The organism is Agromyces sp. ISL-38, assembly GCF_018613935.1.
Taxonomy (GTDB): domain Bacteria; phylum Actinomycetota; class Actinomycetes; order Actinomycetales; family Microbacteriaceae; genus Agromyces.
On record NZ_JAGGPF010000001.1, the window covers coordinates 489,940 to 515,561 of the forward strand.

The 25,622-nt window shown below is 70.3% G+C and carries 26 protein-coding genes; 19 read left to right on the forward strand and 7 right to left on the reverse strand.

The annotated features are described in order from the left end of the window. Window positions 1–33: 33 nt before the first annotated feature. From J7E25_RS02340 to J7E25_RS02350, 3 genes are read right to left on the reverse strand one after another with little or no spacing between them, the layout of a single operon-like run. The gene (locus J7E25_RS02340; RefSeq protein ID WP_214867546.1) at window positions 34–915 is read right to left on the reverse strand and encodes a carbohydrate ABC transporter permease; all 882 of its coding nucleotides are present in this window, start codon (window positions 913–915) and stop codon (window positions 34–36) included. Continuing rightward, entirely contained in the window at window positions 908–1,846 is a 939-nt protein-coding gene (locus J7E25_RS02345; RefSeq protein ID WP_214867548.1) for a carbohydrate ABC transporter permease, read from the reverse strand. Before J7E25_RS02345 ends, J7E25_RS02340 begins: the two co-directional genes overlap by 8 nt. Further along, window positions 1,843–3,174 (reverse strand): ABC transporter substrate-binding protein, encoded by a 1,332-nt coding sequence (locus J7E25_RS02350; protein ID WP_214867550.1) that lies wholly within the window; start codon window positions 3,172–3,174, stop codon window positions 1,843–1,845. The genes J7E25_RS02345 and J7E25_RS02350 overlap by 4 nt, the downstream gene beginning before the upstream one ends. A 154-nt stretch (window positions 3,175–3,328) precedes the next feature. On the opposite strand from J7E25_RS02350, the gene J7E25_RS02355 reads away from it, so the two are divergent. Genes J7E25_RS02355 through J7E25_RS02365 form a run of 3 tightly spaced genes read left to right on the forward strand, consistent with a single transcriptional unit; the run spans window position 3,329 to window position 6,479 of the window. Next, entirely contained in the window at window positions 3,329–4,129 is an 801-nt protein-coding gene (locus tag J7E25_RS02355) for an NAD(P)-dependent oxidoreductase (RefSeq protein WP_214867552.1), read from the forward strand. Next, the gene (locus J7E25_RS18250; protein WP_214867554.1) at window positions 4,126–4,917 is read left to right on the forward strand and encodes an IclR family transcriptional regulator; all 792 of its coding nucleotides are present in this window, start codon (window positions 4,126–4,128) and stop codon (window positions 4,915–4,917) included. Before J7E25_RS02355 ends, J7E25_RS18250 begins: the two co-directional genes overlap by 4 nt. A 50-nt stretch (window positions 4,918–4,967) precedes the next feature. Next, window positions 4,968–6,479 carry an aldehyde dehydrogenase family protein gene (locus tag J7E25_RS02365; RefSeq protein ID WP_214867556.1) on the forward strand — a complete coding sequence of 504 codons (1,512 nt, stop codon included), beginning with the start codon at window positions 4,968–4,970 and terminating at the stop codon, window positions 6,477–6,479. A 264-nt stretch (window positions 6,480–6,743) separates the two neighbouring features. Here J7E25_RS02365 and J7E25_RS18410 read toward each other — a convergent pair whose 3' ends face one another. Together J7E25_RS18410 and J7E25_RS02375 are read right to left on the reverse strand one after the other, a co-directional pair. Beyond that, entirely contained in the window at window positions 6,744–7,319 is a 576-nt protein-coding gene (locus J7E25_RS18410; protein ID WP_214867558.1) for a hypothetical protein, read from the reverse strand. Beyond that, entirely contained in the window at window positions 7,316–9,073 is a 1,758-nt protein-coding gene (locus tag J7E25_RS02375) for a beta-galactosidase family protein (protein ID WP_214867560.1), read from the reverse strand. The genes J7E25_RS18410 and J7E25_RS02375 overlap by 4 nt, the downstream gene beginning before the upstream one ends. Before the next feature lie 100 nt (window positions 9,074–9,173). Between J7E25_RS02375 and J7E25_RS02380 the strand changes: the two genes are divergently transcribed. Further along, window positions 9,174–10,190 carry a LacI family DNA-binding transcriptional regulator gene (locus tag J7E25_RS02380; protein ID WP_308164317.1) on the forward strand — a complete coding sequence of 339 codons (1,017 nt, stop codon included), beginning with the start codon at window positions 9,174–9,176 and terminating at the stop codon, window positions 10,188–10,190. 528 nt (window positions 10,191–10,718) lie between these two features. On the opposite strand, the gene J7E25_RS02385 is transcribed toward J7E25_RS02380, so the two are convergent. Next, window positions 10,719–11,156, reverse strand: a complete 438-nt coding sequence (locus J7E25_RS02385; protein ID WP_214867564.1) for a helix-turn-helix domain-containing protein — start codon at window positions 11,154–11,156, stop codon at window positions 10,719–10,721. Between the two features lie 2 nt (window positions 11,157–11,158). Then, the gene (locus tag J7E25_RS02390; protein WP_214867566.1) at window positions 11,159–11,905 is read right to left on the reverse strand and encodes a hypothetical protein; all 747 of its coding nucleotides are present in this window, start codon (window positions 11,903–11,905) and stop codon (window positions 11,159–11,161) included. A 69-nt stretch (window positions 11,906–11,974) separates the two neighbouring features. On the opposite strand from J7E25_RS02390, the gene J7E25_RS02395 reads away from it, so the two are divergent. The 15 genes from J7E25_RS02395 to J7E25_RS02465 all read left to right on the forward strand — a co-directional run bounded on the left by J7E25_RS02395 (window position 11,975) and on the right by J7E25_RS02465 (window position 25,577). Continuing rightward, the gene (locus J7E25_RS02395) at window positions 11,975–13,174 is read left to right on the forward strand and encodes a uroporphyrinogen decarboxylase (RefSeq protein WP_214867568.1); all 1,200 of its coding nucleotides are present in this window, start codon (window positions 11,975–11,977) and stop codon (window positions 13,172–13,174) included. After that, entirely contained in the window at window positions 13,171–14,670 is a 1,500-nt protein-coding gene (gene hemG, locus J7E25_RS02400) for a protoporphyrinogen oxidase (protein ID WP_214867569.1), read from the forward strand. The genes J7E25_RS02395 and hemG overlap by 4 nt, the downstream gene beginning before the upstream one ends. Window positions 14,671–14,758: 88 nt before the next feature. After that, window positions 14,759–15,190 carry a hypothetical protein gene (locus J7E25_RS17690; RefSeq protein WP_215006662.1) on the forward strand — a complete coding sequence of 144 codons (432 nt, stop codon included), beginning with the start codon at window positions 14,759–14,761 and terminating at the stop codon, window positions 15,188–15,190. Window positions 15,191–15,212: 22 nt separating this feature from the next. Next, window positions 15,213–15,617, forward strand: a complete 405-nt coding sequence (locus J7E25_RS02410; RefSeq protein WP_214867571.1) for a phage holin family protein — start codon at window positions 15,213–15,215, stop codon at window positions 15,615–15,617. Next, window positions 15,604–15,897, forward strand: coding sequence for a hypothetical protein (locus tag J7E25_RS02415; RefSeq protein ID WP_214867573.1), 294 nt, complete (start codon window positions 15,604–15,606; stop codon window positions 15,895–15,897). Before J7E25_RS02410 ends, J7E25_RS02415 begins: the two co-directional genes overlap by 14 nt. Window positions 15,898–15,919: 22 nt before the next feature. Then, window positions 15,920–16,600 carry a GntR family transcriptional regulator gene (locus J7E25_RS02420; protein ID WP_214867575.1) on the forward strand — a complete coding sequence of 227 codons (681 nt, stop codon included), beginning with the start codon at window positions 15,920–15,922 and terminating at the stop codon, window positions 16,598–16,600. Between the two features lie 38 nt (window positions 16,601–16,638). Next, entirely contained in the window at window positions 16,639–17,757 is a 1,119-nt protein-coding gene (locus J7E25_RS02425) for a class I SAM-dependent methyltransferase (RefSeq protein ID WP_214867577.1), read from the forward strand. Between the two features lie 125 nt (window positions 17,758–17,882). Then, on the forward strand, window positions 17,883–18,620 hold the full coding sequence (hemQ, locus tag J7E25_RS02430; RefSeq protein ID WP_214867579.1) for a hydrogen peroxide-dependent heme synthase: 738 nt from the start codon (window positions 17,883–17,885) through the stop codon (window positions 18,618–18,620). Further along, window positions 18,620–19,696 (forward strand): ferrochelatase, encoded by a 1,077-nt coding sequence (locus J7E25_RS02435; RefSeq protein WP_214867581.1) that lies wholly within the window; start codon window positions 18,620–18,622, stop codon window positions 19,694–19,696. The genes hemQ and J7E25_RS02435 overlap by 1 nt, the downstream gene beginning before the upstream one ends. Further along, entirely contained in the window at window positions 19,693–20,646 is a 954-nt protein-coding gene (gene hemC / locus J7E25_RS02440; protein WP_214867583.1) for a hydroxymethylbilane synthase, read from the forward strand. The genes J7E25_RS02435 and hemC overlap by 4 nt, the downstream gene beginning before the upstream one ends. A 14-nt stretch (window positions 20,647–20,660) precedes the next feature. Next, the gene (locus J7E25_RS02445; RefSeq protein ID WP_214867843.1) at window positions 20,661–21,455 is read left to right on the forward strand and encodes a uroporphyrinogen-III synthase; all 795 of its coding nucleotides are present in this window, start codon (window positions 20,661–20,663) and stop codon (window positions 21,453–21,455) included. Between the two features lie 50 nt (window positions 21,456–21,505). Further along, window positions 21,506–22,504, forward strand: a complete 999-nt coding sequence (gene hemB, locus J7E25_RS02450; RefSeq protein ID WP_308164320.1) for a porphobilinogen synthase — start codon at window positions 21,506–21,508, stop codon at window positions 22,502–22,504. A gap of 86 nt (window positions 22,505–22,590) precedes the next feature. Continuing rightward, the gene (gene hemL / locus J7E25_RS02455; RefSeq protein WP_214867847.1) at window positions 22,591–23,904 is read left to right on the forward strand and encodes a glutamate-1-semialdehyde 2,1-aminomutase; all 1,314 of its coding nucleotides are present in this window, start codon (window positions 22,591–22,593) and stop codon (window positions 23,902–23,904) included. A gap of 131 nt (window positions 23,905–24,035) precedes the next feature. Then, window positions 24,036–24,410 carry a hypothetical protein gene (locus tag J7E25_RS02460; protein WP_214867585.1) on the forward strand — a complete coding sequence of 125 codons (375 nt, stop codon included), beginning with the start codon at window positions 24,036–24,038 and terminating at the stop codon, window positions 24,408–24,410. Window positions 24,411–24,584: 174 nt separating this feature from the next. Further along, on the forward strand, window positions 24,585–25,577 hold the full coding sequence (locus tag J7E25_RS02465) for an NAD-dependent epimerase/dehydratase family protein (RefSeq protein ID WP_214867587.1): 993 nt from the start codon (window positions 24,585–24,587) through the stop codon (window positions 25,575–25,577). Window positions 25,578–25,622 lie beyond the last annotated feature (45 nt).

Genomic DNA, 25,622 nt, shown 5'->3' on the forward strand with positions numbered 1-25,622 from the left:
CTGGGTGGTGGTCGGTGGTTCGGGCTGCGCGCGTCACTTGAGCGCTCCGCTCGTGATCCCGCGGACCATCGAGCGCTGCAGCAGGATGTAGATGACGAGCGAGGGCAGCAGCGCGAGGAAGGATCCCGCGAGCACGGTACCGATGGAGGCCTCCGCCTGCCCCGCGAGGCCCTGCAGGGCAACCGTGAGCGTGTAGTCCGAAGTGTCCTTCGCGGCGATGAGCGGGAGCAGGTACTGATCCCAGATCATGTTGAAGCCGAAGATCGTGACGACGCCCAGCGCCGGCGTGCTGAGCGGCAGGACGATCGCCCAGAGCATCCGCAGCGGACCGACCCCGTCGAGCTTCGCCGCCTCGACGAGCTCCTTGGGGATCTCGGCCATGAACTCCGACAGCAGCAGCACCGAGAAGCCCCACACCGCGACCGGCAGGATCACGCCCCACATCGAGCCGATGAGGCTGCCGCCGAAGATCGGCACGTCGCGCAGCACGAGGCCGAGCGGCACCGCGATGAGCTCCTCGGGCACCATGATCGTCGCGAGCATGAGCGCCATCACGAAGCGCTTGCCGGGGATGTGCAGCAGCGAGATCGCGTAGGCGATGAGCACCGAGGTGGTGATCTGCAGCGCGAGGCCGCCGCCGACGATGACGAGCGATCGCCCGAGGTATTCGTAGATGCCGTACTCGGCGGCGGTGATGAAGTGCTCGATGGTCGGGTCACTCGGCCACAACGAGATCGACCGAGCAGTCACCCGCGCGTCCAGCGCGCCCGAGAGGGTCGTCAGGAAGGGGCCGAGGAAGAGCGCGAGGACCGCCGCGATGAGCAGCGCCCGCACCAGGATGTTCGGGCCGAAGCGGGCGCTCCAGCCCATCGCGGTCGCGGTCTGCGCCTCGACGTCGCTGCGTCGCCTAGGCATCGCTCCTCCTTCTGGTGATGTACTGCGTGACTGCGGCGAGCGCGCCAATGACGACGAGCAGGATGATCGCCGCGGCCGAGGACTGGCCGACGTTGTTGCCGATCGTGCCGACGTTGTACATGCGCGTCATCCAGACATCCGTGGACCCGGCGGGCCCGCCGCCGGTGAGGACGTAGACCTCAGTGAACACGCGCAGCGCGCGGATCGCGGCGAGCGTGAGCACGATCGCGAAGGACGCGCGCAACGAGGGGATCACGATGTAGCGCAGCCGCTGCCAGCGGTTGGCGCCGTCAAGCGCCGAGGCCTCGTACATCTCGCGCTCGATGCTCGTCAGTCCGGCGATGAAGATCACCATGTTGTACGGCGCGCCCGACCAGATGCCGATGAAGATGATGGTCCAGATCGCCGTGCCCGGGCTGTTGAGGAACTCGAGCGGCGGGATCCCGACGAAACCGAGCAGCGAGTTCACGAAGCCGAGCTCGCTCGGGTAGAGCAGGGAGCGCCACGCCTCGGCGACGACGGCGACTGCCGCGACGACGGGCAGGAAGACGGTCGTGCGCACGAACCAGAGGCTGCGCGCCTGGCCCTCGAGCAGCAGCGCGAGCCCGAGCCCGACGACCACCCCGCCGAGGGTCTGGAAGAACGCGATCTGCACGGTGTGCAGTGCCGCGAGCTGGAATTTCTCGTCGGTGAGGACCTCGGTGTAGTTCTCGAGCCCGATGAATTCGTTGCCGAGGAACGGCTGCACCTTCTGGAAGCTATAGATGAAGCTGTTGAACAACGGGATGAACTTGAACAGCAGCGCGAGGACGATGGCGGGGAGCGCGAACGCCCACGCGATCGAACCGAGCTTCAAGCGCATGACGAGCTGGCCCTTCCGGGCGACCCCGAGGCTACGCCTCGAGATCGCCCGCTCGGCGAGAGACGTCATCCGAGCACACCCTGCTCGTCGAGGATCTCGGTCACCGCGTCATCGAGCGAGGCGAGCTGAGCGGCGACGTCGCTCGAGCAGTCTGCGTAGGTCGCGTTGAGCGTTTCGCCCGCCGCCGAGCGGATCGGCGCGAAGTCGATCGCCGACGGGAAGGCGTGGCCGGACTCCTCGTAGATCTCCTGGATGTTCGCCCAGCGCTCGTCGTCCCGGACCTCGCCGGCGTCGAGCGTGCTGTTGACCGAGAGCCGCACCGAGGGCACGTCGCCCGCGGTCATGCCGATCTTCTGCCCCTCGGCACTGACGAGGAACTCGGCAAGCGCGAGCTGCGCCACGGGGACCTCGGAGCCCGCCATGAGGTAGACGTTCTCGCCCTCGGCGAGCGCCTGCGTGCCCTCGGGGCCGGATGCGGGCGCGACGACGGTCCAGTTCTCCGCGCCGACGTTCGTGTCGAGCCCCTTCATCTGCCACGGGCCCATGCTGTAGATCCCGGCGCCGCCGCTGTAGAAGAGGTCGGCTGCCTTCCCGGTGGTCGCGGTGATCGCGTCGGCCTGGACGACCCTGGGCTCGGTGCAGACGAGCTGCTTGGCGGCCTCGACGCCCTCGACCGTGGCGTCGTCGAGGATCGCGGAGGTGTAGGTGCCGTCGCCGTTGTCGGTGACCAGGTCGCCGCCGTACGACCAGATGAAGGGCGCCGTCCACCAGGCGGCGTAGCCGGACTCCGAGGAGAGCGCGACCGACCAGCCGTCGGAGTTGTCCTGGCCGTCGCCGTCCGGGTCCTCGGCGGAGAACGCCGAGGCGACCTCGGTGAATTCCTCGAGGGTCGTCGGTTCCTCGAGGCCGAGGCTCTCGAGCCAGTCGGTGCGGATGCCCGCTCCGATGACGTGACGGGAGTACGGGACACCGTAGGTCTCGCCGTCGATGCCGACGACCGACTCCCACAGCTCCTCGCCCACGAGTCCGTCGGGGTCGACGGTCGAGGAGTCGACCTTCACCAGCAGGCCTTGCGTCTGGTAGGAGCCGAGCGACGAGGCGTCGTTGATGACGAGGTCCGGGAGGTCCCCGGCCGCCGCGGCCGTCTGGAGCCTCGTGGCGAGGTCGGGGTCAGGCACGTAGTCGACCTTGATACCGGTCGCCTCCGTGAAGGCCTCGAAGATCGCCTCGTAGTTGACGGCGGCCGTCTCATCGCTGCGGGTCCAGACCTCGATGGTCTGCTCGGCAAGGTCGGGGCTGGTCGTCGCGGGCTCGCTCGAGCAGGCCACGAGGGGCACGGTGAGTCCGGCGATCGCCAGGCCGGCCGCGCCGATACGGAGGATGGAAGACTTGGGCATCTCTGCGCTCTCAATCGATGAAGGGTTCGAACTTCCGAGACGTTCATGTATATGAATTCACTTCATATACCCGACGTGCTTCAGGAATCTACGCTACGATCGGTGCACAATCCACCCCCCGACACGAAGTTGTAACAAGCGAGAGGTGCCGAGGATGCAGAAGGTCGTCATCACCGGAGCGGGCGGCATCGCCGGAACCCTACTCCGGCCGGTGCTGCGGGATCGCTATGCACTCGTGCTCGTCGATCGGCAGCCGCTCACCGCCCAGCCGGGCGAGCGCGCCGTGCAGGGAGACATCCTCGACCGCGAGCTGCTACTGGACGCCTTCGCGGGCGCGACCGCGATCGTGCACCTCGCGGGCATCTCGACCGAGGGCGGGTTCGAGCCGATGATCGACGTGAACATCCGCGGCACCCACACCGTGCTCGAGGCCGCGCGGGAATGCGGCGTCCGCCGCGTCCTCGTCGCGAGCTCCGCGCACGCCGTCGGCGCGGCCGGCATCGACCGCGCGCACCTCCTCGCCCCCGACGACGTCGCCCCCGGCTCCTTCTACGGCGCATCCAAGGTCGCCGTCGAGGCGATCTCCCGCGTGCACGCCTCGAAGTTCGGGATGCGCATCGTGCTCGCCCGCATCGGGACGGTCCTCGCCGAGCCGCGCACGAAGCGGCAGCTCGCCACCTGGCTCTCCCCCGACGACCTCGGCAGGCTCGTCGACGCAACCGTCGGCCTGCAGCAGGGAGGCGCCTTCCCCGTCTGGGCGGTCTCCGCGAACGCCAGGCGATGGGTGGATCTCTCGGCAGGACGCGTGATCGGCTACGTGCCGCGCGACGACTCGGAGCACTTCGCGCCGCCGATCCTCGCCAACCCCGACGACGACTCTCTCGCCTGGTCCACGCTCGGCGGACCCTGGAGCGGTCCTGATCCCGACTTCCGGTGGCAGGAGGCGAACCCGTGAGTGCCGCACGGGCCGCGGATGGCGGCGAATCGGCAAGCGTCAAAAGCGCGAAGCGCGTTCTCGAACTCCTCGAGCTGTTCGGCGAGGCCGCCGAACCGCTCACCGCGACCGAGATCGCGGCGCGCACCGGTTTCCCGCGATCCAGCCTCCACGGGCTGCTGCAGACGCTGCTCGGGCAGCGCTGGATCGAGGAGGTCGATCCGGGCCGCTTCACCATCTCGACGCTCGCGCTGAGCGTCGGGGTCTCCTACATCGACCGCGACCCCGCAGCGCCCCACGCGACCGCGGCGCTCGAACGGCTCCGCACGGAGCTCGGCTGCACGACCAACCTCGCCCGCCGCATCGGCGACGAGGTCATCTACCTCGCCACCCGCGAAGCGGCCGACCGGCGCAGTCTGCCGTCGCGCACCGGCAGACGAGTGCCCGCCTTCGCCACCGCGCTCGGCCGGGCACTGCTGGCCGAGCTCACCGACGAAGAGGTGCGCGAGGAGCTCGAACGGCATCCGCGCCTCCAGGTCACCTCGTCGACGACCACCGACCTCGACGAGCTGCTCGAGGAGATCCGGGCGGCGCGTACGAACGGCCACGCGATCGAGCGCTCGCAGACGCTCGACGACGTCGTCTGCGTCGCCGTCGTGGTGCCGTACCGACTGCCCGCGACCGATGCCATCAGCTGCTCGATGTCGCTCGCGCAGGCGACGCCGGAGCGGCTCGAGGAGGTCATCGGCGTCCTCGAGCGCGAGGTGGCGGGCCTCGCCTCGCAGCTGCGCTGGCTCGGCATCCGCTGAAACCCACGACCACGTCAGCGCCACCGAGCGCGACACGAACAGGAGGACCGATGAGCCAGCCCGAGGTACGCGCCTGGGATGCCCGAACTGGACGATGGGGCGACACGCTCGCCCACGAGACGAGCGCCGGGGAGCTCGCCGAGGTGGTCGCCGTGGCGCAAGCCGCATGGGCGGAGCTGAGGGGACTCGACCGATCGGCCCGTGCGGCACTGCTCGACGCGATGGCGGCGGCGCTCGAGGCGGACGGCGAGCGCATTCGCGCCCTCGCCGAGCAGGAGTCGGCGCTCGGCACGGCCCGGATCGCGAGCGAACTCGGCCGCACCACCGGCCAGCTCCGCTTCCTCGCAGGGGTCGTGCGCGAGGGCGCCTACCTCGACGCGGCGATCGACCGCGCGAATCCCGACGCCGTGCCGCCCGTCGCCGACCTCCGCCGTATGCACCTGCCGCTCGGCGTCGTCGGTGTCTTCGCCGCGAGCAACTTCCCGCTCGCCTTCAGCGTCGCGGGCGGTGACACCGCAAGTGCGCTCGCTGCGGGCTGTGCGGTCGTCGTGAAGGCGCATCCCTCTCATCCCGCGACCTCGATCGCCGTGCACGAGGCGCTCGTCCGCGCCGCCCGCGAGACCGGCCTCACCAACCCGCCCGTCGGCATGGTCTTCGGTGTCGACGCCGGGCTCGACCTCGTCCGCCACCCGACGATCGCCGCGGTCGGCTTCACCGGCTCGCTCGGCGGCGGTCAGGCGCTCATGCGCGCGATCCAGGAGCGGGAGTCGCCGATCCCCTTCTACGGCGAGCTCGGCTCGAGCAACCCCATCGTGATCACCGGCTCAGCCGCGGCCGAGCGCGCCGAGGCGATCGGCGACGGACTCGCGCGCGCACTCACCGGAGGCGCCGGGCAGTTCTGTACGAAGCCGGGCATCGCCTTCGTCCCGCGCGGCGAGGCTGGCGACCGCCTGCTCGCCGCGGCCGTCTCGGCGATGGATGCCGTCGGGGCGCAGACCCCGCTCAACACCATGATCGGCGAGCGCTACCTTGCCGCGGCGAATGAGGCGGGGGCGCGGACGGCCGTGCGTACGCTCACCGCGACGCCCGCACCCGTGCAGGAGCGGCCGAGTGTCGCGCCGACTCTCCTTGAGGTGGATGCCGCCGACGCGGGCGCCTGGGTCTTCGAGGAGGTCTTCGGCCCGCTCGGCGTCGCTGTCCGCTACGACGGATCGGAGCTCGATTCGCTGCTGCAGCAGATGCCCGGCTCGCTCACCGCGAGCGTGCACCTCGGCGAGGGTGAGCCGGTGCCCGACGGACTCGGCGAGCTGCTGGCGCTGCGCGCCGGCCGCGTCATCGTCGACGGCTTTCCGACCGGCGTCGCCGTCAACTGGTCGCAGCAACACGGCGGCCCGTTCCCCGCGGCCACGACGTCGCAGACGAGTGTCGGTGCGGCCGCGATCGGCCGCTTCGTGCGGGCCGTGAGTTGGCAGAACGCGCCAGAGCAGCTGCTGCCCGTCGAGCTCCGCGACGGCGCCGCCGGGGTACCACGCCGCGTCGACGGCGTGCTGGTCCTGCCGTGACGCTCCGCGCATGAGCGTCGCGCTCGTGCTCCCGGGGGTTGGCCGCTACGCCGACCCCTGGCATCCCTTCGACGAGACGACCGACCGCCTCGCGGCGCTGCTGAGGGATGCAGGCTTCACGACGCGTGTCGCCGGCAACGTGGATGCCGCGCACGGCTCGCTCGCAGGCGTCGAGCTGCTCGTCGTCACGCGGGCGACCCGTGGCGCGGTCCGGACCCCGACGCTGGCCCGATCCCGCTGCGGTCGCGGCCCTCGACCGCGCCCTCATAGGCATCGGCGTGCTCGCGATGCACACGAGCGTCGCGAGCCTCCGCGACTATCCCGCCTGGGCCGCGGCGATCGGCGGCTGGCTGCCGGGCGTCTCGTTCCACCCGCCGGGCGGCCTGCAGGCTGGGCGAACAGGTAGCCGGCCAGCGGGACGGACGCGCGGACCCGTCCGCCGAGCAGGGCGTGCACGGGCAGTCTGTCTCGCCGTGCTCGCGCGTCCCACAGGGCGACCTCGAAGGCGGAGACGAGGCGGGCCGCCGTCTCGGCCACGCCGCGAGCGTCGAAGTGCGCCCGGCCCGTCACCGACGACCGTGCGACGTCTTCAGCGATCCGGCGTAGCCCGTTGATGTCGTGCACGGGTGTCCCGTGGAGTCGGCGGGCCGTATCATCGAGCAGGGCGAGATGCGATGCCTGTCCGTAGCTCTCATCGAGACCCGTGATCCCCTCGTCCGTGCGTACGACGATGACGGATCGCAGCGCCCAAGGTTCGTGGACGCCGACAGCGTTCAGGAGCGGCGGATCCGGGAAGGCGAGGGGGACCGCGCGGGCTCCGACGATAATCGGCACGCTCATCGGGCGGCCTCGAATAGCATCCCCATGGTTTCCGTGAAGGACAGCTCGTCGAGGATCACGCCGTTCACGTCGACGACGGTGACGTCGTTCCGGCCCCGCCGCAACACGGGCGCCGGGACATACAGCCCTCTCGTCGGCCCGATGTCCCAGTAGCGTCCGAGCAGTTCCCCGTTGATCCAGACGTATCCCTTCGACAACCCGCCGACGTCCAGCACGGCGTCGCCGACTATCGAGACGTCGACGATGCCCTCGGATCGCACCGGTAACCCCTCGGTCACCGGTGTCGACCCGGTTCCGACGCCCAGCCCCTGGATCGACGGGAGGGCGGCGAGCTCAATGGCGTCGACGTCCCAGCCGTGCACGATCTGACGCTCGTGACGCACGCCGCCCACGAGTCCCTTGTGTTCACCCAGGCGCGGTCCGTAATTGACGCGGCCCATGGACTCCACGATCACCTCGATATCCACGCCCGATCCCATGACCTCGAGCGGCACGATGTGGTCGCCCGATTCGAGCACCGCGACCAGTCGGCCGTCGACAACGAGGTGCGCGCGATCCCGTACGTCGTCGATGCGCAGTGCCGCTTCCGCCCGGGGGCCGGGCACGCGTGCGCGGTAGCGGACGAGGCCATGGTCCACGCCGAGTTGTTCGAAGGTCGGCGGCACGGGCCAGCGTCCGAGGGGGCGATACGCCGAGTCGAGCGAGCTGTGCGCGTGCATTCGCACGGGCCCGGCGACCGCCGGGTTGTTCGGCGGCGGGGGATCCGGCAGGATGATCCCTCGTCGTTCGGCGAATACGTCGCGAAGCGCCCAGTAGGTGGCCGTGGCAGCGCCGCATTCGTCGATGGGGGCTGCATAGTCGTAGCTCGTCGTGGTTGGCTGATACTCGCCGTCGTGCAGTGGGCCGGAACGGTTGGCGCCTGCGCCGGTGCCGAAGTTCGTGCCTCCGTGCGCCATGTAGAGGTTGAGGGAGGCGCCTGCATCGAGCGTCCGGCGCGCAAGATCCGCGACGTCGGCTGCGTCCCGCACGGTGTGAGTGCTTCCCCAGTGGTCGAACCAACCAATCCAGAGTTCCATGCAGAAGAGCGGATCCTCCGGTCGGAATGCGCGCTGGGCGGTGAAGGCGCGATCGGGGTCGCTGCCGAAGTTCACGGTCACGGGCACCCCGGGCACGGAGCCGCCCGTCAGCATCACCTGTGTCGGTCCGTCGGACGTGAAAAGGGGGACGTCGATTCCGCGGCGGAGGAGACCGTCCCGGAGGTGCGCGAGGTAGCCGGCGTCAGAGCCGTACGACCCGTACTCGTTTTCGACTTGCACCATGTGCACCGGCCCGCCGCGGGATCCCTGGCGCTCGGCGATCAACGGCACGAGCACGTCAAACCATTCGTCGACGTGCTGCAGCCAGCGGGTATCCCGCGAACGCAGCGTGATCTGCGGGATCGCGCTCACCCAGCTCGGGATGCCTCCGTTGTCCCACTCGGCGCAGATGTACGGGCCGGGCCGCACGATGACCCCGAGCCCGGCTGCGTGTGCGAGATCGAGGAACCGCGCCAGGTCCGCCCGACCGTCGAAGGTCGTGATGCCGGGCCGGGGTTGATGGAGGTTCCAGGGGACGTAGGTCTCGATGGTGTCGAGTCCGAGCGCGACGCTCATCGCGATGCGGTGCTCCCACTGGTCGGGATGGACGCGGAAGTAATGCAGAGCACCAGAGAACACGCGTACTCCTCCGTTGGTGGCCGGCTCGAAATCCCGCATCCGTGTCTCCTTCAGAGAAGCAGTAATCGGTTACTACGTTGATACTAGGCAGATGAGCAGGCAAAGGAAACAGGCGGGTTCGCGAACCACCATCCGGGACGTGGCAGCGAAGTCCGGAGTTTCTGTCGCCACCGTGTCGCGCGTGCTGGCCGGCAACTACCCGACATCGGAGGATGCGAAGAAGAAAGTTCTTGCGGCGATCGACGAGCTGAACTACGTGATGAACGCGCACGCACGCGGGCTCGCAGGACAGGGAACCCGGACGATCGCGATACTCGTGGAGCAGGTCACCTCTCCGTTCTACGCGGCGGTCGCCCAGGGCGTGGAGGAGCAGGCCGCCGCCGGGGGGCGCCTGTGCCTCATCTGTACGACGCACGGGGATCCTGCCCAGGAGCTCGCGCTTGTGAACATGCTGCGCGATCAGGGTACCGACGCGGTGATCATCGTCGGGGGAATTACCCCCTCACGTGAGTACGAGATTCGCATGGCCCGCTACGCGGAGTCCCTCAACGCGGTCGGCTCCGTACTCGTCCTGTGCGGGAGGCCGCGACTGGACGCCGACGTGCCTCATCTGGTCGTCGCGTACGAGAACGAAGAGGGCGCATACGCCGCCACGAACTACATTCTGTCGAAAGGACACGAGGACGTGATCTTTGTCGGAGGCGTCGAGGGAATCTCCACGACGGACGATCGTGTGCGTGGCTTTCGACGGGCTATGCAGGAGCGCGGCCTGCCGACGGAGGGACGTGTGCTCCTCGGCTCGCACCGGGAAGCCTTCGGGCGGACGGCGGTGCAGGAGCGTCTCGCGAGGGGGCGCGATTTCACGGCCATCGTTGCCTACAACGACCACATTGCTGCGGGTGCGCTTCTGGCGGTGCGTCAGGCGGGCCTGCGCGTGCCGGAGGATGTCTCGGTCATCGGCTACGACGACAGTCTCCTGGCCTCGAATCTCACCCCCGCGCTGACTTCCGTCGCGGTCCCTGCTCAGGAGCTCGGACGAACCGCCGTCAGGCGCGCCCTCGAGCACCAGGACGGTGACGTGCGGGATCCCAGCCAGGTGGTCACGCTCGCGACGCACGTCGTTGTCCGTGACTCCGTAGCGAGACCGCGTGCGTAGGGGCAGCTGTGTCAATCGTCCCGCTGGGGAAGCGTCTTATACGGCTGACGAGAAGCTTCGTCTGGCCAACGGTGGTCCTCGTCGGAGCTTCTCCACGGCCCGGCGAGTCTTGTCCCAGGCGAGGCCACCGTCGTTTTCGCGGGCGAGGATCCGCTCTGCAAAGAAATCCGAGTCATCGCGTGGCTCGTACCCGATCGCGCGGCCTTCTCGCAGGGACTCCCATCGGCGAGTGTTCGCTGAGTCAGCATCCGCATGATGTGGCGGGCAATCTGGGAATCAGAAGTTGTGATGGGGCATTCCTCCTGGCGGTAGTGATCACTTCGTTCGACGTATCAGGGTCGGTAGTCGGTTCGTTTGACAACTGGTACATCGTTCTCTCAGGCCTGGAGCACTCGCACCAGTGATCGTGGTCGTGGTCCTTTTGCGACAGCGACGGAGGTGAGCCACGACGCACTCTGAACGGAACTGGGCTTCGCCTAGAGGACACTAGAGCGCCTCCAGCCACAGCTTCGTAAGTTCAGACGCAGGTCACGCCAGTTCGGATTGGCGGCTCCGTGCAACCTCTTCGAGCCGGGTGATGACCACGGCCGACGGGGTCACCGCGCCCGAGAGGTAGCTGCTCAGCCGCGATCGCGAGGTGCCGATCCGCTCGGCGAGGCGCTGCTGCGGCAGGTCGGCGGCGCGGGCGAGCTCGCGCAGTCGGCGAACGGTGCGCTCCTCGGCGCTCGCTCGTGCGTCGTCGAGCACGCGGCGCAGCAGCGCTGCCGCTCCTCCGGACTCCGCGATCGCGAGCGCTTCTTCGAGGTCGGCTGCGACAGGACCGTATGGGGCGACTTCGACGGCGACGCCGACCTTGGACCAGTCATCGAGGCCACCACGGTCAATCGCGGCGAGGATGCCCTCAACCCCCCACTCGGTAACTGGGTCATCGGGCGAGACGTTGAGGTTGCGGAACCTGAGCGCCATGCCTACCGCTCCTTCTCGACGTCGTAGATCGCGCGCGCAAGCGACTGCGCCGTGTCGACGACCGTCGACCAGTCGTGCCATCGCGGCTGCAACCCCTTGTAGTCGGCGAGCCGACGGGTGGTGCGCAGGTCGCGCGGCTGAGGGTCGGCGAGCTGACGCACCAATTGGTCGCGCACGGGGCGCTCGTCGGCCGGCCCGGTGTCGTCGCGGTACGCGTCGTCGATTCGCGCAAGCACCTCGGCCGCGCGATCGAGGCCGTAGCGGGAGGCGAGTGCCACGACATCGATGACGTCGCGCGTCTGATTGCGCCTCACGATGAGGAATCCCTTTACGCGCAGCGTCTCTGCCATCGTCGGAACGGTGAGTGAGCGCCCCGACGGCAGCGTGACCCGTTGGGTCTCGAGTGGGCGCGTTCGGATCAGCTGTCGGATGCCGGTCTCGATGCCGCCGAGCTCGCCGAGGATGATCTTGCCCGGCGTGAGCCGGTTCGTGACGAACCCTCCCTCGCTCTCGAGCGCCTCGAGCACGACGTCGAATCGATCGCGCAGGTCGACGAGCACATGATCGTGGTCGTACGAGGCGCGGTGCTGTGCGTAGATCGCCGCAGCCGAGCCGCCGACGAGCACTGCGTCGGGTACGAGTTCTTGAAGTCGCGCCGCCGATTCGAGCACGTCGCGGACGTCTGGATGCAGCGCAGCGATGTCGGCAGAAATCAGCTCGGAAGCTTTTGCCGGTTCCAATTCCGCCATGCAAGAAGCGTATCAGATCCGATACAATTGCTCGAACGGCAAGCTTCCCACCCAGCCCGATACGAGACAATGTCACGCGTGATCCTCTCCCCGCAGCATCCGCTCTCCGCCGGCCTCACGTCTGACTCGCGCCTCGTGCGCGCATATCGGGGAGAGCGTTCCGACACGACGCCCGTGTGGTTCATGCGGCAAGCCGGGCGGTCTCTGCCCGAGTATCGCGACCTGCGCGTCGGCACGCGCATGCTCGACGCATGCCTCGACCCCGAGATGGCGAGCGAGATCACGCTGCAGCCGGTGCGGCGGCACAAGGTCGACGCGGGCATCTTCTTCAGCGACATCGTCGTGCCATTGAAGCTCGTGGGCGTCGACGTCGAGATCCAGCCGGGCCGCGGGCCCGTCTTCGGCAGGGCGTATGCGGATGCCGCGGGCGTCGCTGAGTTGACGAAGGTTGATCCTGCTCGGCTTGATGAGGCATCGGGGCCGATTTCGGAGGCGGTTGCACGCACGATCGCTGAGCTCAATGAGACGGCGCCGCGGGGGCGGGTTTCGACAAGCTCAACCAGCAGTGGGGTTTCGACAGGCTCGACCACCGGAGGGGCGACCCCGCTCATCGGGTTCGCGGGGGCGCCGTTCACGCTCGCGGCGTACCTCGCCGAGGGCGGGCCGTCGAAAGACCACCTCGCCGCCCGCACGCTCATGCACGCCGACGCCGGCGCATGGCGCGCGCTCATGGACTGGACGGCCGAACTCAGCGGACGCTTCCTGCGCGCACAGGTGCTCGCCGGGGCATCCGCAGCCCAGCTCTTCGACTCGTGGGCCGGCGCCCTCTCGCTCGAGGATTACGAGCGGCACGTCGCGCCCGCCTCGGCGAAGGCACTCAGCTTCGTGCACGACCTCGAGTACGAGGCGACGGATGCCGCGGGCACGGCCGTGACCCGCCACGTACCGGTCGTGCACTTCGGCGTCGGCACCGGCGAACTCCTCGGCGCGATGGAGGGCGTGGGCGTCGACACCGTGGGTGTGGACTACCGCGTGCCGCTCGACGTCGCCGCCCAGCGTGTCGGCGCCGGCGTGCCGCTGCAGGGCAATCTCGACCCCGCGCTGCTCGCCGCGCCGTGGCACGTGCTCGAGGCAGCCGTGCGCGAGGTGCTGCGCCGCGGGGAGGTCGCTCCCGCCCACGTGTTCAACCTCGGCCACGGCGTGCCGCCCGAGACCGATCCCACCGTGCTCACCCGGGTCGTCGAGCTCGTGCACGAGGCGGGCGCATGACCGACGACCCGACTGTGTCGCTCGGGTCGGACGACGACCTCGAGACCGTCAGCCTCAGCGCCGACGTCGTCGTGGTCGGCGGCGGAGTCGCGGGTCTCGTGGCCGCGCTCGAGTGCGCCAAGGTCGGGCTGCACGTCACGCTGCTCGAACGGCGCGAGGAGGTCGGCGGATGCGTCGGGCGCGTCGAGCTCGACGGCCTCACGCTCGACAGCGGCGCCGAGTCCTTCGCGACCCGCGGCGGCTCGGTCGAAGAGCTCCTCGGCTCGCTCGGCCTCACGGGCGACATCGAGCGTCCGAACCCGGCAGGCGCGTGGCTCGCCATGCCCGGCTCGAACGGCGACCTGACGGCAGCGCCCCTGCCACGCACGGGCGTGCTCGGCATCCCCGCGAACCCCCTCGGCGACGACGTGCGGCGCATCATCGGGTGGGGCGGTGCGATCCGCGCGTATGCCGACCGGCTCATGCCCATCGTTCGCATCGGCCGCGCCCACAGCCTCGGACAGCTCGTGCGCACGCGCATGGGGCAAGCCGTGCTCGACCGGCTCGTCACCCCGATCTCGGCCGGCGTGTACTCGGCCGACCCCGACGATCTCGATCTCGATGTCGTGGCACCCGGACTCAACGAGGCGATGACCCGCGCCGGTTCGCTCTCGGGCGGCGTCGGCGAGCTCGTCGAGGCGCGCAAGGCCGGGAGCGCGGTGCTGGGACTTCGCGGAGGCATGCACCGCCTCGTCGACGCGCTGCGGCGCGAGCTCGACCGGTTCGGCGTGACGGTGGTCGTCTTCGCCGAGGTGAACGGTCTCTCCCGATCGCACACCGCTGCACCCGAGTGGCGCGTCACCGCGACCACCCCCGCGGCCGAGCTCCTCGTCGATGCCCGCTACGTCGTGCTCGCCGCCCCGGCGCAGACGTCGCGCCGCCTGCTCGGCGACGCCGTCGAAGGATGGGCGGATGCCGCGAGCTGGCCTGCCGCGGCATCCGTCGAACTCGTGACCCTCGTGCTCGACGCACCCGCGCTCGACGCCGCACCGCGCGGAACCGGCGTGCTCGTGGCATCCGGATCCCCCGGCGTGACCGCGAAGGCGCTCACCCACGCGACCGCGAAATGGTCGTGGCTCGCCGAGGCAGCGGGCGGGCGGCACGTCGTGCGCCTCTCGTACGGCCGGGCAGGCGAGCCCAACCCGCTCGACGGCTTGGGCGACGACGAGGTGGCGCGGCTCGCGCTCGCCGACGCGGCAGCGCTGCTCGGCGTTCCCCTCGACGAGACCATGCTGAGGGCCTCGGCGCGCACCGCGTGGCGCGACGCGCTCTCACACGCGGCGATCGGCCAGCGAGATCGGGTGCGCGCACTCGACGAGGCACTCGCCGCAGAACCCGGCATCGAGGCGACCGGCTCATGGGTCTCTGGCACCGGCCTGGCGTCGGTGATCCCGCACGCGCTCGCGGCTGCGCGCCGCATCCGGCACGACGCCGTGCACCCCGGCGACATCGCATAGCCCGAGGGGAATATTGCGGCGCAACCCCCTTGCGCGCCGCGGCTCGGGGTCTACTCTGGTTAGACGCCTACATGGAATGGGGTTCCACATGAAGGGCAAGATCCTCTTCGTCGTCGGGCTTGGGGTCGGCTACGTGCTCGGCACGCGAGCGGGCCGAGAACGCTACGAGCAGATCCGCAAGGGCGCGGAGAAGATCTGGAACACGCCGGCGGTGCAAGAGACCGTGGGCACGGCCAAAGAGTTCGCCATGTCGCGGGTGGGCGACCTCAGCGACACCGTGCTCGACAATGTGAAGTCGTTCGTCAGCACCGTCACGAAGGGCGAGAGCGGGGCGAAGGGGTCGGCCACGAAGCCCAAGGCATCGGGCACCGGCAAGAAGGAGTCCTCGGGGTCATCTGGGCCCACGAGGGTCGGCGACGAGCCGACGGGCGGTCCGGGCGCCACCGGCGAGAAAGCCAAGCCCAAGACGGTGAAACCCGCGACCACGCCGCGCGGCTCCACCGCGGCATCCGACTCCTGATCGCGCGGAAGGTGACCACGCGATGGCTGCACCCGTGAACGACGAGCGCTCCCTGCTCACCCTCATCGGTGAGCTCCCCGAGCGGTTCTCGAACCTCGTTCGCGCCGAGATCGACCAGATCAAGGCCGAACTCGGCTACAAGGCGAAGCACTTCGGCATCGGCGCCGGGCTCGTCGTGATCGCCGGCTTCGTCGGCATCTTCCTGCTCGGCACGCTCATCGCCACCGGCATCCTCGCCCTCTCGCTCGTGATGCCCGGCTGGGCGGCCGCCCTCATCGTCTCGGGCGTGCTGCTGCTCATCGTGCTGATCCTGCTCGGCATCGCCTGGCGGAGCTTCAAGCGCGGCAGCGAACCCCTCGAGACCATCGAGAGCGTGCGCCAAGACCTCGATGCGGTGAAGGGAGTCGGCGACTATGACCGCTACTGACCGGCAACGGCTGAACAAGAAGACCGAACGCAACCTCACCCGCATCCAGGCGCACGACAACGCCGCGGCCGCGAGAGCCGACCTCGTCTCGACGCTCAACGCGCTCGAAGAGAAACTCAACGTGCCGAAGCAGTTCAGGGCCAAGTCGGCTGCGGCCAAGGTGCGCTTGCGCAGGTTCGCCGACGAGCAGCCGGTGGCCGCGATCGGCGTGGCAGTGGCGGCGGTCGCCGCTGTCGGGGTGACGGTCTGGCTCGTCGTGCGTGCGAACCTCGACCGGTAGCAGCGGGCGGGCGGATGCTGCGATGCCCACGACTGCCGCAGCCCCCGCGCAGCCCGCGGTCGCCCAGACCGCGGTCGCCCGGGTCGCCGCGGCCGTTCGCGCCGACATCCTGAGCGGCGCGCTCGCGCCCGGCTCGCCCTTGCGCGAGGAATCCGCCGCCGAGCACTACGCGGTGTCGCGACACACCGTGCGAGCCGCCTTCCAGCGCCTCGTGGCCGAGCGGCTCGCGGTCGCCGAGCCGTACCGCGGGGTGCGCGTGACGAGCTTCGACCGCGACCAGGTGATCGCGCTGCAGCAGTTGCGCGCAGCGCTCGAGGTGGAGGCGGTGCGCATCGCCGGGGAGCGTTTCGGAGCGGAGTGGCCCGAGTCGGCGCTCGCGCCCGCCCGCGACGCGCTCGGCCGCCTCGACGCGATCAGCGCACGCGAGGCGCGCGGCGAGCCCGTCGACTGGCTCGAGGTGGAGCGCATCCACGCCGACTTCCACCGGGCGCTCGTCGCGGCATCCGCGAGCCCCCGCATCATCGAGACGCACACCGCACTCGGCAGCGAACTGCTGCTGTTCCTGCTGCACGTGCGCCCGCACTACACGCTCGGGAGCCTCATCGCCGAGCATCGCGCCCTGCTCGACGAGCTGCCCGCCCGCGGCCCGTCGGCCCTGCGCGAACACCTCGAGCACTCGACGCGATTGCTCGTCGACGGCTGATCGCGGCACCCGCCCGCGTGCACGGAAGGGAGCGACTCATGTCCGATGATTCGAATGAGGAGGGCCAGGGCGACGCCGTCAGCGACTTCGTCGGCCGGGTGTTCGCCTCGGCGCTCGGCGCGCTCGAGATTCTCAGCATCTATCTCGGCGTTCGACTCGGCTGGTACCGGGCGCTCGCCGAGGCCGGGCAGCTCAGCTCGACCGAGCTCGCCCGGCGCACCGCGACCCAGGAGCGCTACGCACGGGAGTGGCTCGAACAGCAGGCGGTGAGCGGCATCCTCACGGTCGAGGAGACGGATGCCGCGGATGCCGCACCCGTCGCCGCATCCGACCGCCGCTTCTCACTGCCGGCAGCCCACGCGGAGGTGCTGACCGACGGCACCTCGCTCGACTACTTCGCCCCGTTCGTGCGCATGTTCGCCGCCTCAGCGGTCCAACTACCGCAGCTCCTCGACGCGTATCGCGCCGGGGGCGGCGTCTCGTGGCAGCAACTCGGCGCCGACGCCCACGAGTCACAGGGCGATCAGAACCGGCCGTGGTTCGAGAAACGACTCGCACCGGCACTTGCGTCGGTGGACTCCCTGCACCAGGTGCTGTCCCGTCCTGGCGCACACATCGCCGATGTCGGCTGCGGCCACGGCTGGTCGACGCTCGCCCTCGCCCGCGCCTATCCCGACGCGCGCGTCGAGGGCTTCGACGTCGATCAGCCGTCGATCGAGGCGGCTCGCCGACACGCCACCGAGGCGGGGCTCGGGGATCATGTCAGGTTCCACCTCGTCGGCGGTGAGGAGCTCGCCGCGGAGGGCCGTTTCGACGCCGCGTTCGTGTTCGAGGCCGTGCACGACATGCCGTATCCCGTCGAGGTGCTCGCAGCGATTCGCCGGGCGGTGCGCGACGACGGCGAGGTCGTGATCATGGACGAGGCCGTCGCCGAGCGATTCGCCCCGGACGGCGACGAGATCGAGCGCCTCATGTATGGTTTCAGCCTCTTCGTCTGCCTACCCGACAGTCTCTCGAGCCCGGGCTCCGTGGGCACCGGCACGGTGATGCGCCAGTCGACGCTCGAGGGCTACGCGCTGGAGGCGGGCTTCTCCGGCATCGAGGAGCTGCCGATCGAGGGGTTCGCGTTCTTCCGCTTCACGCGGCTCGTGCGCTGACGCCGGCGCGCGGCATCCGGAATCCGGCTTCGGGCTCGCGGCACCCGTCTCGCTGGGGCGCATCTGCATCGATGCGTCTGCGTCCCGCTTTTGGCGGTACAGCGGGGAAGGGGGAGGATAGGAGCATGTCTTCCCCCGCTGCCGAAGCGGCAGCCGACGCGCTTCAGACCGATTCCGACGCCGAGCAGATTCTCGAGGGCTACACGGTTTTCGCCGTGCTCCGTCGAGACCCCGTGCGACCCGACGACCTCGACGGACACGACGTGCCGCGGTTCGTCGACGAGCTCGACGGCGTGATCACGCTCGTCGAGAACGAGGGAATCGTCCTGCGGGGCATCTACGACGTGTCGGGCCTCCGTTCCGACGCCGACGTGATGCTCTGGCTGCACGGTCCGACGGCTGAAGGGCTGCAGTGGGCGCTCCGCGAACTGCGCCGCGCCCGGCTCCTGCGCGCGCTGCTCCCGACGTGGAACGCCATGGGCGTGCACCGCGACGCCGAGTTCAACAAGTCGCACGTGCCCGGGTTCCTGCGCGGCGTCGAGCCGAAGGGCTGGCTCACCGTCTACCCGTTCGTGCGCAGCTACGACTGGTACCTCCTCCCGCCTGAGGAGCGCAGCCGCATGCTCGCCGAGCACGGCCGCAAGGGCGCCGCCTTCCGCGGGGTCATCGCGAACACCGTCGCGTCGTTCGCGCTCGGCGATTACGAGTGGCTGCTGCCGCTCGAGGCTGACGAGCTCACCGACCTCGTCGACCTCATGCGCGACCTGCGCGCCACCGACGCACGAATGCACGTTCGCGAAGAGGTGCCGTTCTTCACCGGCCGCCGCATCTCCACGGCCGAGCTCGTGGAGGTGCTGCAGTAGTGACGCACTACGACGCGATCCTCCTGTCGAGCTTCGGCGGGCCTGAGGGCCAAGACGACGTGATCCCGTTCCTCCGCAACGTCACGGCCGGTCGCGGCATCCCCGACGAGCGTCTCGAAGAGGTCGCGCACCACTACCGCCACTTCGGCGGCGTCAGCCCGATCAACGAGCAGAACCGGCAGCTGAAGGCCGCGCTCGAAGCCGAGCTCGCCGCGCGCGGCATCGACCTGCCCGTGTACTGGGGCAACCGCAACTGGGCGCCGTACTTCCGCGACGTCGTCGCCGAGGCCGAGGCGAACGGCCACACCGAGCTGCTCGGTCTCGTCACGAGCGCCTACACCTCGTATTCGGGCGTCGGGCAGTACCGCGAAGACTTCGGGAAGGCCACCGCCGGAACGCGCGTCTCGATCGATCGCATCCGCGAGTTCTTCGATCACCCCGGGTTCGTGCAGCCCTTCGTCGAGGGCGTGACGGATGCCGCCGCCTCCCTCGTCGCGGCGGGCGTCGCGCCCGACCGCATCCACGTGCTCTACGTGACGCATTCCATCCCGACCGCCGCGGCCCTCGCCTCGGGGCCCGAGTTCGGCGATGGCGGCGCGTACGTGGCGCAGCATCTCGCCGTGGCATCCGTCATCAGTGAGGCCGCCGCGCCCGACGTGCCGTGGTCGCTGGCCTACCAGTCGCGATCGGGCGACCCGCGCACCCCCTGGCTCGAGCCCGACATCAACGACGCGATCGGCGAACTCGCCGCGGGTGGGCGCACCGACGCCGTCGTGATCGTGCCGTTCGGGTTCGTGAGCGACCACATGGAGGTCATGTGGGACCTCGACAACGAAGCCGTCGCGACGGCCGGCGAGCACGGCCTCGAGGTGCGCCGCGTGCCCACGCCCGGTGTGCACCCGGCGTTCGTGCGCGGCCTCGTCGACCTCGTGCTCGAACGCGTGAACGACGTGCCGGCCGGCGAGCGGCCGCACCTCACGACCCTCGGCCCCTGGCCCGACCACGCGCGCATCGCGAGCGGGGCGGTCGTCTCGCCCGACGCCGCGGTGCCGGCAGTGGAGGCGACCACGCGATGACCGCGGTCATCCGGGTGGGCACCAGGGCGAGCGCCCTGGCGATGGCCCAGACGCGCCAGATCGCCGAGCGGCTTGCGAAGGCCACGGGCGCCGAGATCGAGCTCGTGCCGGTCACGACCGAGGGCGACACCTCACGGGCGTCACTCGCGTCGCTCGGCGGCACCGGTGTATTCGCCGTCGCCCTCCGCGAGGCGCTCATCGCCGGCGAGTGCGACGTCGTCGTGCACTCCCTGAAAGACCTCCCGACCGCCGACCACCCGAAGCTCCGCCTCGGTGCGGTGCCGAAGCGCGCCGACGCGCGCGACGCGCTCTGCGCGCGCGACGGGCTGACGCTCGCGACCCTCCCGGCCGGTGCTCGCATCGGAACGGGATCGCCGCGGCGCATCGCCCAGCTCGCCGCCGCCCGGCCCGACGTGGTAGCGGTCGACATCCGTGGCAACATCGACACGCGCCTCGGCAAGGTCGAGAAGGGCGAGCTCGACGCGGTCGTGCTCGCCGCCGCAGGCCTGGGCCGGCTCGGGCGCATGGATGCCGTGACCGAGCTCTTCGAGCTCAGCGACTGGCCCACCGCGCCGGGCCAGGGCGCCCTCGCGATCGAGGTGCGCCGTGAGCGCGGTGACCGCCAGCTCGAACTCGCACTCGAATCAATCGACCACGGCACGACCCGTGCCACGGTGCTCGCCGAACGGCTCGTGCTCGCCGGCCTCGAGGCGGGTTGCTCCGCCCCGGTGGGCGCGACCGCCTTTGTGGATGGGGAACTTCTGTTCCTGACGGCGACCGTGTACAGTGCCGACGGGACGCGGCAGCTCACGAGCTCGCACGCGGCCACCCCCGACAGCCGCTCGGCCGCCGATTTGGCGGATGCGGCACGCGACGTCGCCGAACGGGCCGTCGCAGAACTCCTCGGCAACGGCGCCGCCGAACTCGCACCACCTGAGGAGTCGCAGTGAGCGAATTCGAGCCGATGACCGGCGCGATCAGCCTGCCTTCGGGCGGGGGCAAGCCCCTGGCCGGATGGCGTGTGCTCGTCCCGCGTGGCGGGCCCTGGGGCGACGGGGTCGCGGCGGCGCTTCGCGCGCGCGGCGCCTCACCGATCGTGGCCCCGCTCATCAACTTCGCGCCGACCGACGACCAGCCCGCCCTCGAGGCGGCGCTCGCGAAGCTCGCCGCGGGCGGCTTCGACTGGCTCACGGTCACGAGCGCGACGACGGTCGACGTGCTCTCGTCGTACGGCGCCGTGATCCCCGAGCAGACCAAGGTCGCCGCCGTGGGTGAGACCACGGCCGCCGCCCTCCTCGCCGCCGGCTACCACGTCGACATCGTGCCGGCCGAAGACAACTCGGCCCAGGGCCTGCTCGAGGAGTGGGAGGCCGCGACCGGCGGCGTCACCCCGCTTCGGGTACTGGCGCTCCGTTCGGCCATCGCGAAGCAGGTGCTTTCGCTCGGCCTGGCTCGCGCCGGGCATCACGTCGAGGCGGTCGTCGCCTACCGCACCGTGGGTGTGCCGGTGGCGCCGAAGGTCGCGGCCGACGTGCGCGCCGGCCGCGTGAACGCCGTGCTCGTGACCTCCGGCAGTGTGGCGGAGCAGGTGCAGCAGCAACTCGGCCCGATTCCCGAGACGATCCTCGTCGCGGCGATCGGCCCCCAGACGCAGCGCGATGCAGCCGAACTCGGCCTTCGCGTCGACGTCGTGGCGCGCGAGCGCACCGCCGAATCCCTCATCGACGCCGTCGTGACGGCGGCGACGGCCAACGCCTGACCCGTCGCTCGACGCTCGGGTCGCCGGCGCCGCAACGTAGGCTTGGTCGGGTGAGTCCCACGCCCACTCCCCGCGTCCGCCCGCGCCGCCTTCGCGAGACCCCCGCCATGCGGCGGCTCGTCTCCGAGACGCGGCTCGACCCCGCCGACCTCGTGCTCCCGATCTTCGTGCGCGAGGGCGCCGTGGCAACCGTGCCGATCGCCTCGATGCCCGGGGTCGTTCAGCACAGCCTCGAGAGCCTGCCGGGCGCGGTGACGGATGCCGCGGCGGCCGGCCTCGGCGGCATCATGCTCTTCGGCGTGCCAGAGCAGCGCGACGCCCGCGGCTCGGGCGGCACCGACCCCGAGGGCATCCTCAACCTCGCCACGCGAGTCGCCGCCGACGCGGCAGAGGGCGCCCTCGTCGTGCAGACCGATCTCTGCCTCGACGAGTTCACCGATCACGGCCACTGCGGCGTGCTCGATGTGCTCGGGCGGGTCGACAACGACGCCACGCTCGAGCGCTACCAGGAGATGGCCGTCGTGCAGGCGGCATCCGGATCCCAGCTCCTCGGCCTCTCCGGCATGATGGACGGCCAGGTCGCCGCGGTGCGAGAGGCACTCGACAGCGCCGGCTTCGCGACCACCCCGATCCTCGCCTACTCGGCCAAGTACGCGTCGGCGTTCTACGGCCCGTTCCGCGACGCGGTCGAGTCGACGCTCGAGGGCGACCGCCGCACGTATCAGCTCGACCCCGGTAACCGCCGTGAGGGGTTGCGTGAGGCGCTCATCGATATCGACGAGGGTGCCGACATCGTCATGGTGAAACCGGCGGGCAGTTACCTCGACGTGCTCGCCGACGTCTCGGCGGCGAGCGACGTGCCCGTCTGGGCGTACCAGGTGTCGGGCGAGTACTCGATGATCGAGGCTGCCGCGGCGCACGGCTGGATCGATCGCAAGCGTGCGGTGATCGAGTCGGTACGCGGCATCCGTCGTGCGGGTGCCGACGCCGTGCTCACCTACTGGGCCGTCGAACTGGCCGACTGGATCCGAAAGGGAGACCTGGCATGAGCGCCGATGGTTTCGAGACGCCTGCTTCGCGGGCTCCTCAACCAGCGGAGTCGACCCCTGCTTCCTCGGCTCCTGAACCCAAGGACATGACGAACGCCGGGCTCTTCGCCCGCGCCCAGGCCGCGATCCCCGGCGGCGTCAACTCGCCCGTGCGGGCGTTCCGCTCGGTCGGCGGCACGCCGCGCTTCCTCGTCTCGGCGCGCGGCCCGTACGTCACCGACGCCGAAGGTCGTGAGTACGTCGACCTCGTCGCCGGCTGGGGCCCCGCGATCCTCGGGCACGCCGACCCCCGGGTCGTCGAGGCGGTGACGGATGCCGCGGCACGCGGTCTCTCGTTCGGCTCCTCCACGCCCGCCGAGACCGAGCTCGCCGAGCTCGTCGAGGAGCGCATCGCCCCCGTCGAGAAGCTCCGCCTCGTCTCGACGGGCACCGAGGCGACGATGAGCGCCATCCGACTCGCGCGCGGATTCACCGGCCGCGACCTGCTCGTGAAGTTCTCCGGTCACTACCACGGCCACTCCGATGGCCTCCTCGCTGAGGCAGGCTCGGGCCTCGCGACCTTCGCCCTTCCCGGTTCGGCCGGCGTGCCCCGCGAGATCGCCGCGCTCACCCTCGTGGTGCCCTACAACGACCTCGACGCCCTGCGCGCCGTCTTCGCCGAGCACGGCGACCGCATCGCCGCCGTCATCACCGAGGCCGCCGCCGCGAACATGGGCGTCGTGCCGCCGCTGCCGGGCTTCAACCGGGCGCTCGTCGAGCTCGCCCACGCGCATGGCGCGCTCGTCATCTCCGACGAGGTGCTCACGGGCTTCCGCGTCTCGGCCGCCGGCTGGTGGGGCCTCGAGCACGGCACCGATTCCGCCTACACGCCCGACCTCCTGACCTTCGGCAAGGTCATCGGCGGTGGCATGCCGGTCGCCGCACTCGGCGGCCGCGCCGAGATCATGGATCAGCTCGCCCCGCTCGGGCCCGTCTACCAAGCGGGCACCCTCTCGGGCAACCCGGTCGCGGTCGCGGCCGGCATCGCCACACTCAGGGCAGCGGATGCCGCGGTGTACCAGCAGCTCGACGCCACTGCCGCGACGATCAGCGACGCCGTCTCCGCAGCGCTCACCGCCGAAGGCGTCGCGCACCACGCCCAGCACGCCGGCAACCTCTTCAGCTTCGTGTTCGGCGAGGCGGTCGCCGGGGGAGTGCACGACTACGCCGGTGTGCTGCGCCAGGAGTCGTGGCGATACTCCCCGTTCTTCCACACGATGCTCGAAGCGGGGGTCTCGCTGCCGCCGAGCGTGTTCGAGGCGTGGTTCGTCACCGCGGCGCACGACGAGGCCGCGATCGGCCGCGTGCTCGACGCGCTGCCGGGGGCGGCTCGCGCCGCGGCAGCCGCTCGCCCCGCCTGACCTGGCCCGCGGCATCCGCTCGCCGGAGGTAACCAGTTGAGGTGGCGTCGCGAGAAATCGTGCATGAATCAGTTGCGGGTTTGTCGGGCGTCGACACCACGGCAGGCCGCCGACTCGGGCAGGATGGAAGCATGGCCCACCTTCGCGTGCACCCCGACCGGATCGAGGTTCATCTCACTCCGGCCGAGAAGTCGCTCGCGCTGCGCGCCGACGACATCGTGGTGCAGCGCGACGACATCAAGTCGGCCACGATCACCGACGACCCGTGGATCTGGATCCGCGGCATCCGCGTGCGGGGCACCGCGATCCCGCTCGTCGTCGCGGTGGGCGTCTGGAAGTACCACGGCGGCAGCGACTTCGTGATCGCCAAGGGCAAGCGGCCCGCAGTCGTGATCGAGCTCGCCGCGGGCGAGTTCACGCGGCTCATCGTGAGCACCAATCACGCCGGCGCGCTCATCGACCGGCTGAAGCCCAACTCGCCGCCGACGGCCACCGAGCCTGACTGAGCACCTCGCGACAACGAGTCTGATCGCGCCGGGCGCGGCCGAGAACCCGATGCGCGCTCGACCGCCCGCGTAACCCCCGAATGGGGGGCGGCGGTTGACCGCCCCGCGGAGCAGAATTGAGGGCACTCGGGAAGCGAGGAATCCTCACGACAACCTCCCGAGCCCGGAGTCGAGATGAGCGGGCTGGCCGGAGCGAACGTGCTCGTCACCGGGGGAGCCGGAATGATCGGGTCGACGGTCGTCGACCTCCTCCTGCGTGGCGGCGCGGCATCCGTCGTCGTGCTCGACAACCTCGTGCGCGGCCGTCTCGCGAACCTCGACGATGCGCTCACCTCGGGGCGAGTGACGTTCGTGGAGGGCGACCTGCGGGATGCCGACCTGGTGGAGCGCCTCACCCGCGGTACCGACCTCGTGTTCCACGAGGCCGCCGTGCGCATGGCCCAGTGCGCGGAGAATCCGCGGTTCGCGCTCCAAGTGCTTGTCGACGGCACGTTCAACGTGCTGGAGGCCGCCGTGCGCCAGCGCGTCGACCGCGTCGTGTTCGCCTCGAGCGACTCGGTGTACGGCATTGCAGACGAGTTCCCGACGCCCGAGCTGCACCATCATCAGCACGCCGACACCTTCTACGGCACGGCGAAGTCCTTCGACGAGGGGATGCTGCGGTCGTTCCATGCGATGTACGGACTGCCCTACGTGGCACTGCGCTACTTCAACGTCTACGGGCCCCGCATGGACGTGCACGGGCTCTACACCGAGGTGCTGGTGCAGTGGATGGAGCGCATCGCCGATGGTCGCGGCCCGCTCGTCTTCGGCGACGGCACCCAGACGATGGACTTCGTGCACGTGCGCGACGTCGCCCGGGCGAACCTCCTCGCGGCGACGAGCCCCGTGCGTGCCGGCGTGTACAACGTCGCGAGCGGCCGGGAGACGAGCCTGCTGCAACTCGCCGAGCGGCTGCTGGCCGCCATGGACTCCGACCTCGAGATCGAGCACGGGCCCGAGCGGGAGGTGATCGAGGTCATGCGGCGGCTCGGCGACACGCAGGCCGCCCGCCGTGACCTCGGGTTCGAGGCGGAGGTGGGCCTCGACGAGGGGCTTCGCGAACTCATCGAGTGGTGGCATCCGCTGCGGGTCGAAATCGCCGCATCGAGGACGGTGTCATGGTGAACCCCGCAGTGATCGACGCGGTACGGCGGGGCCTCGAGGAGGCGT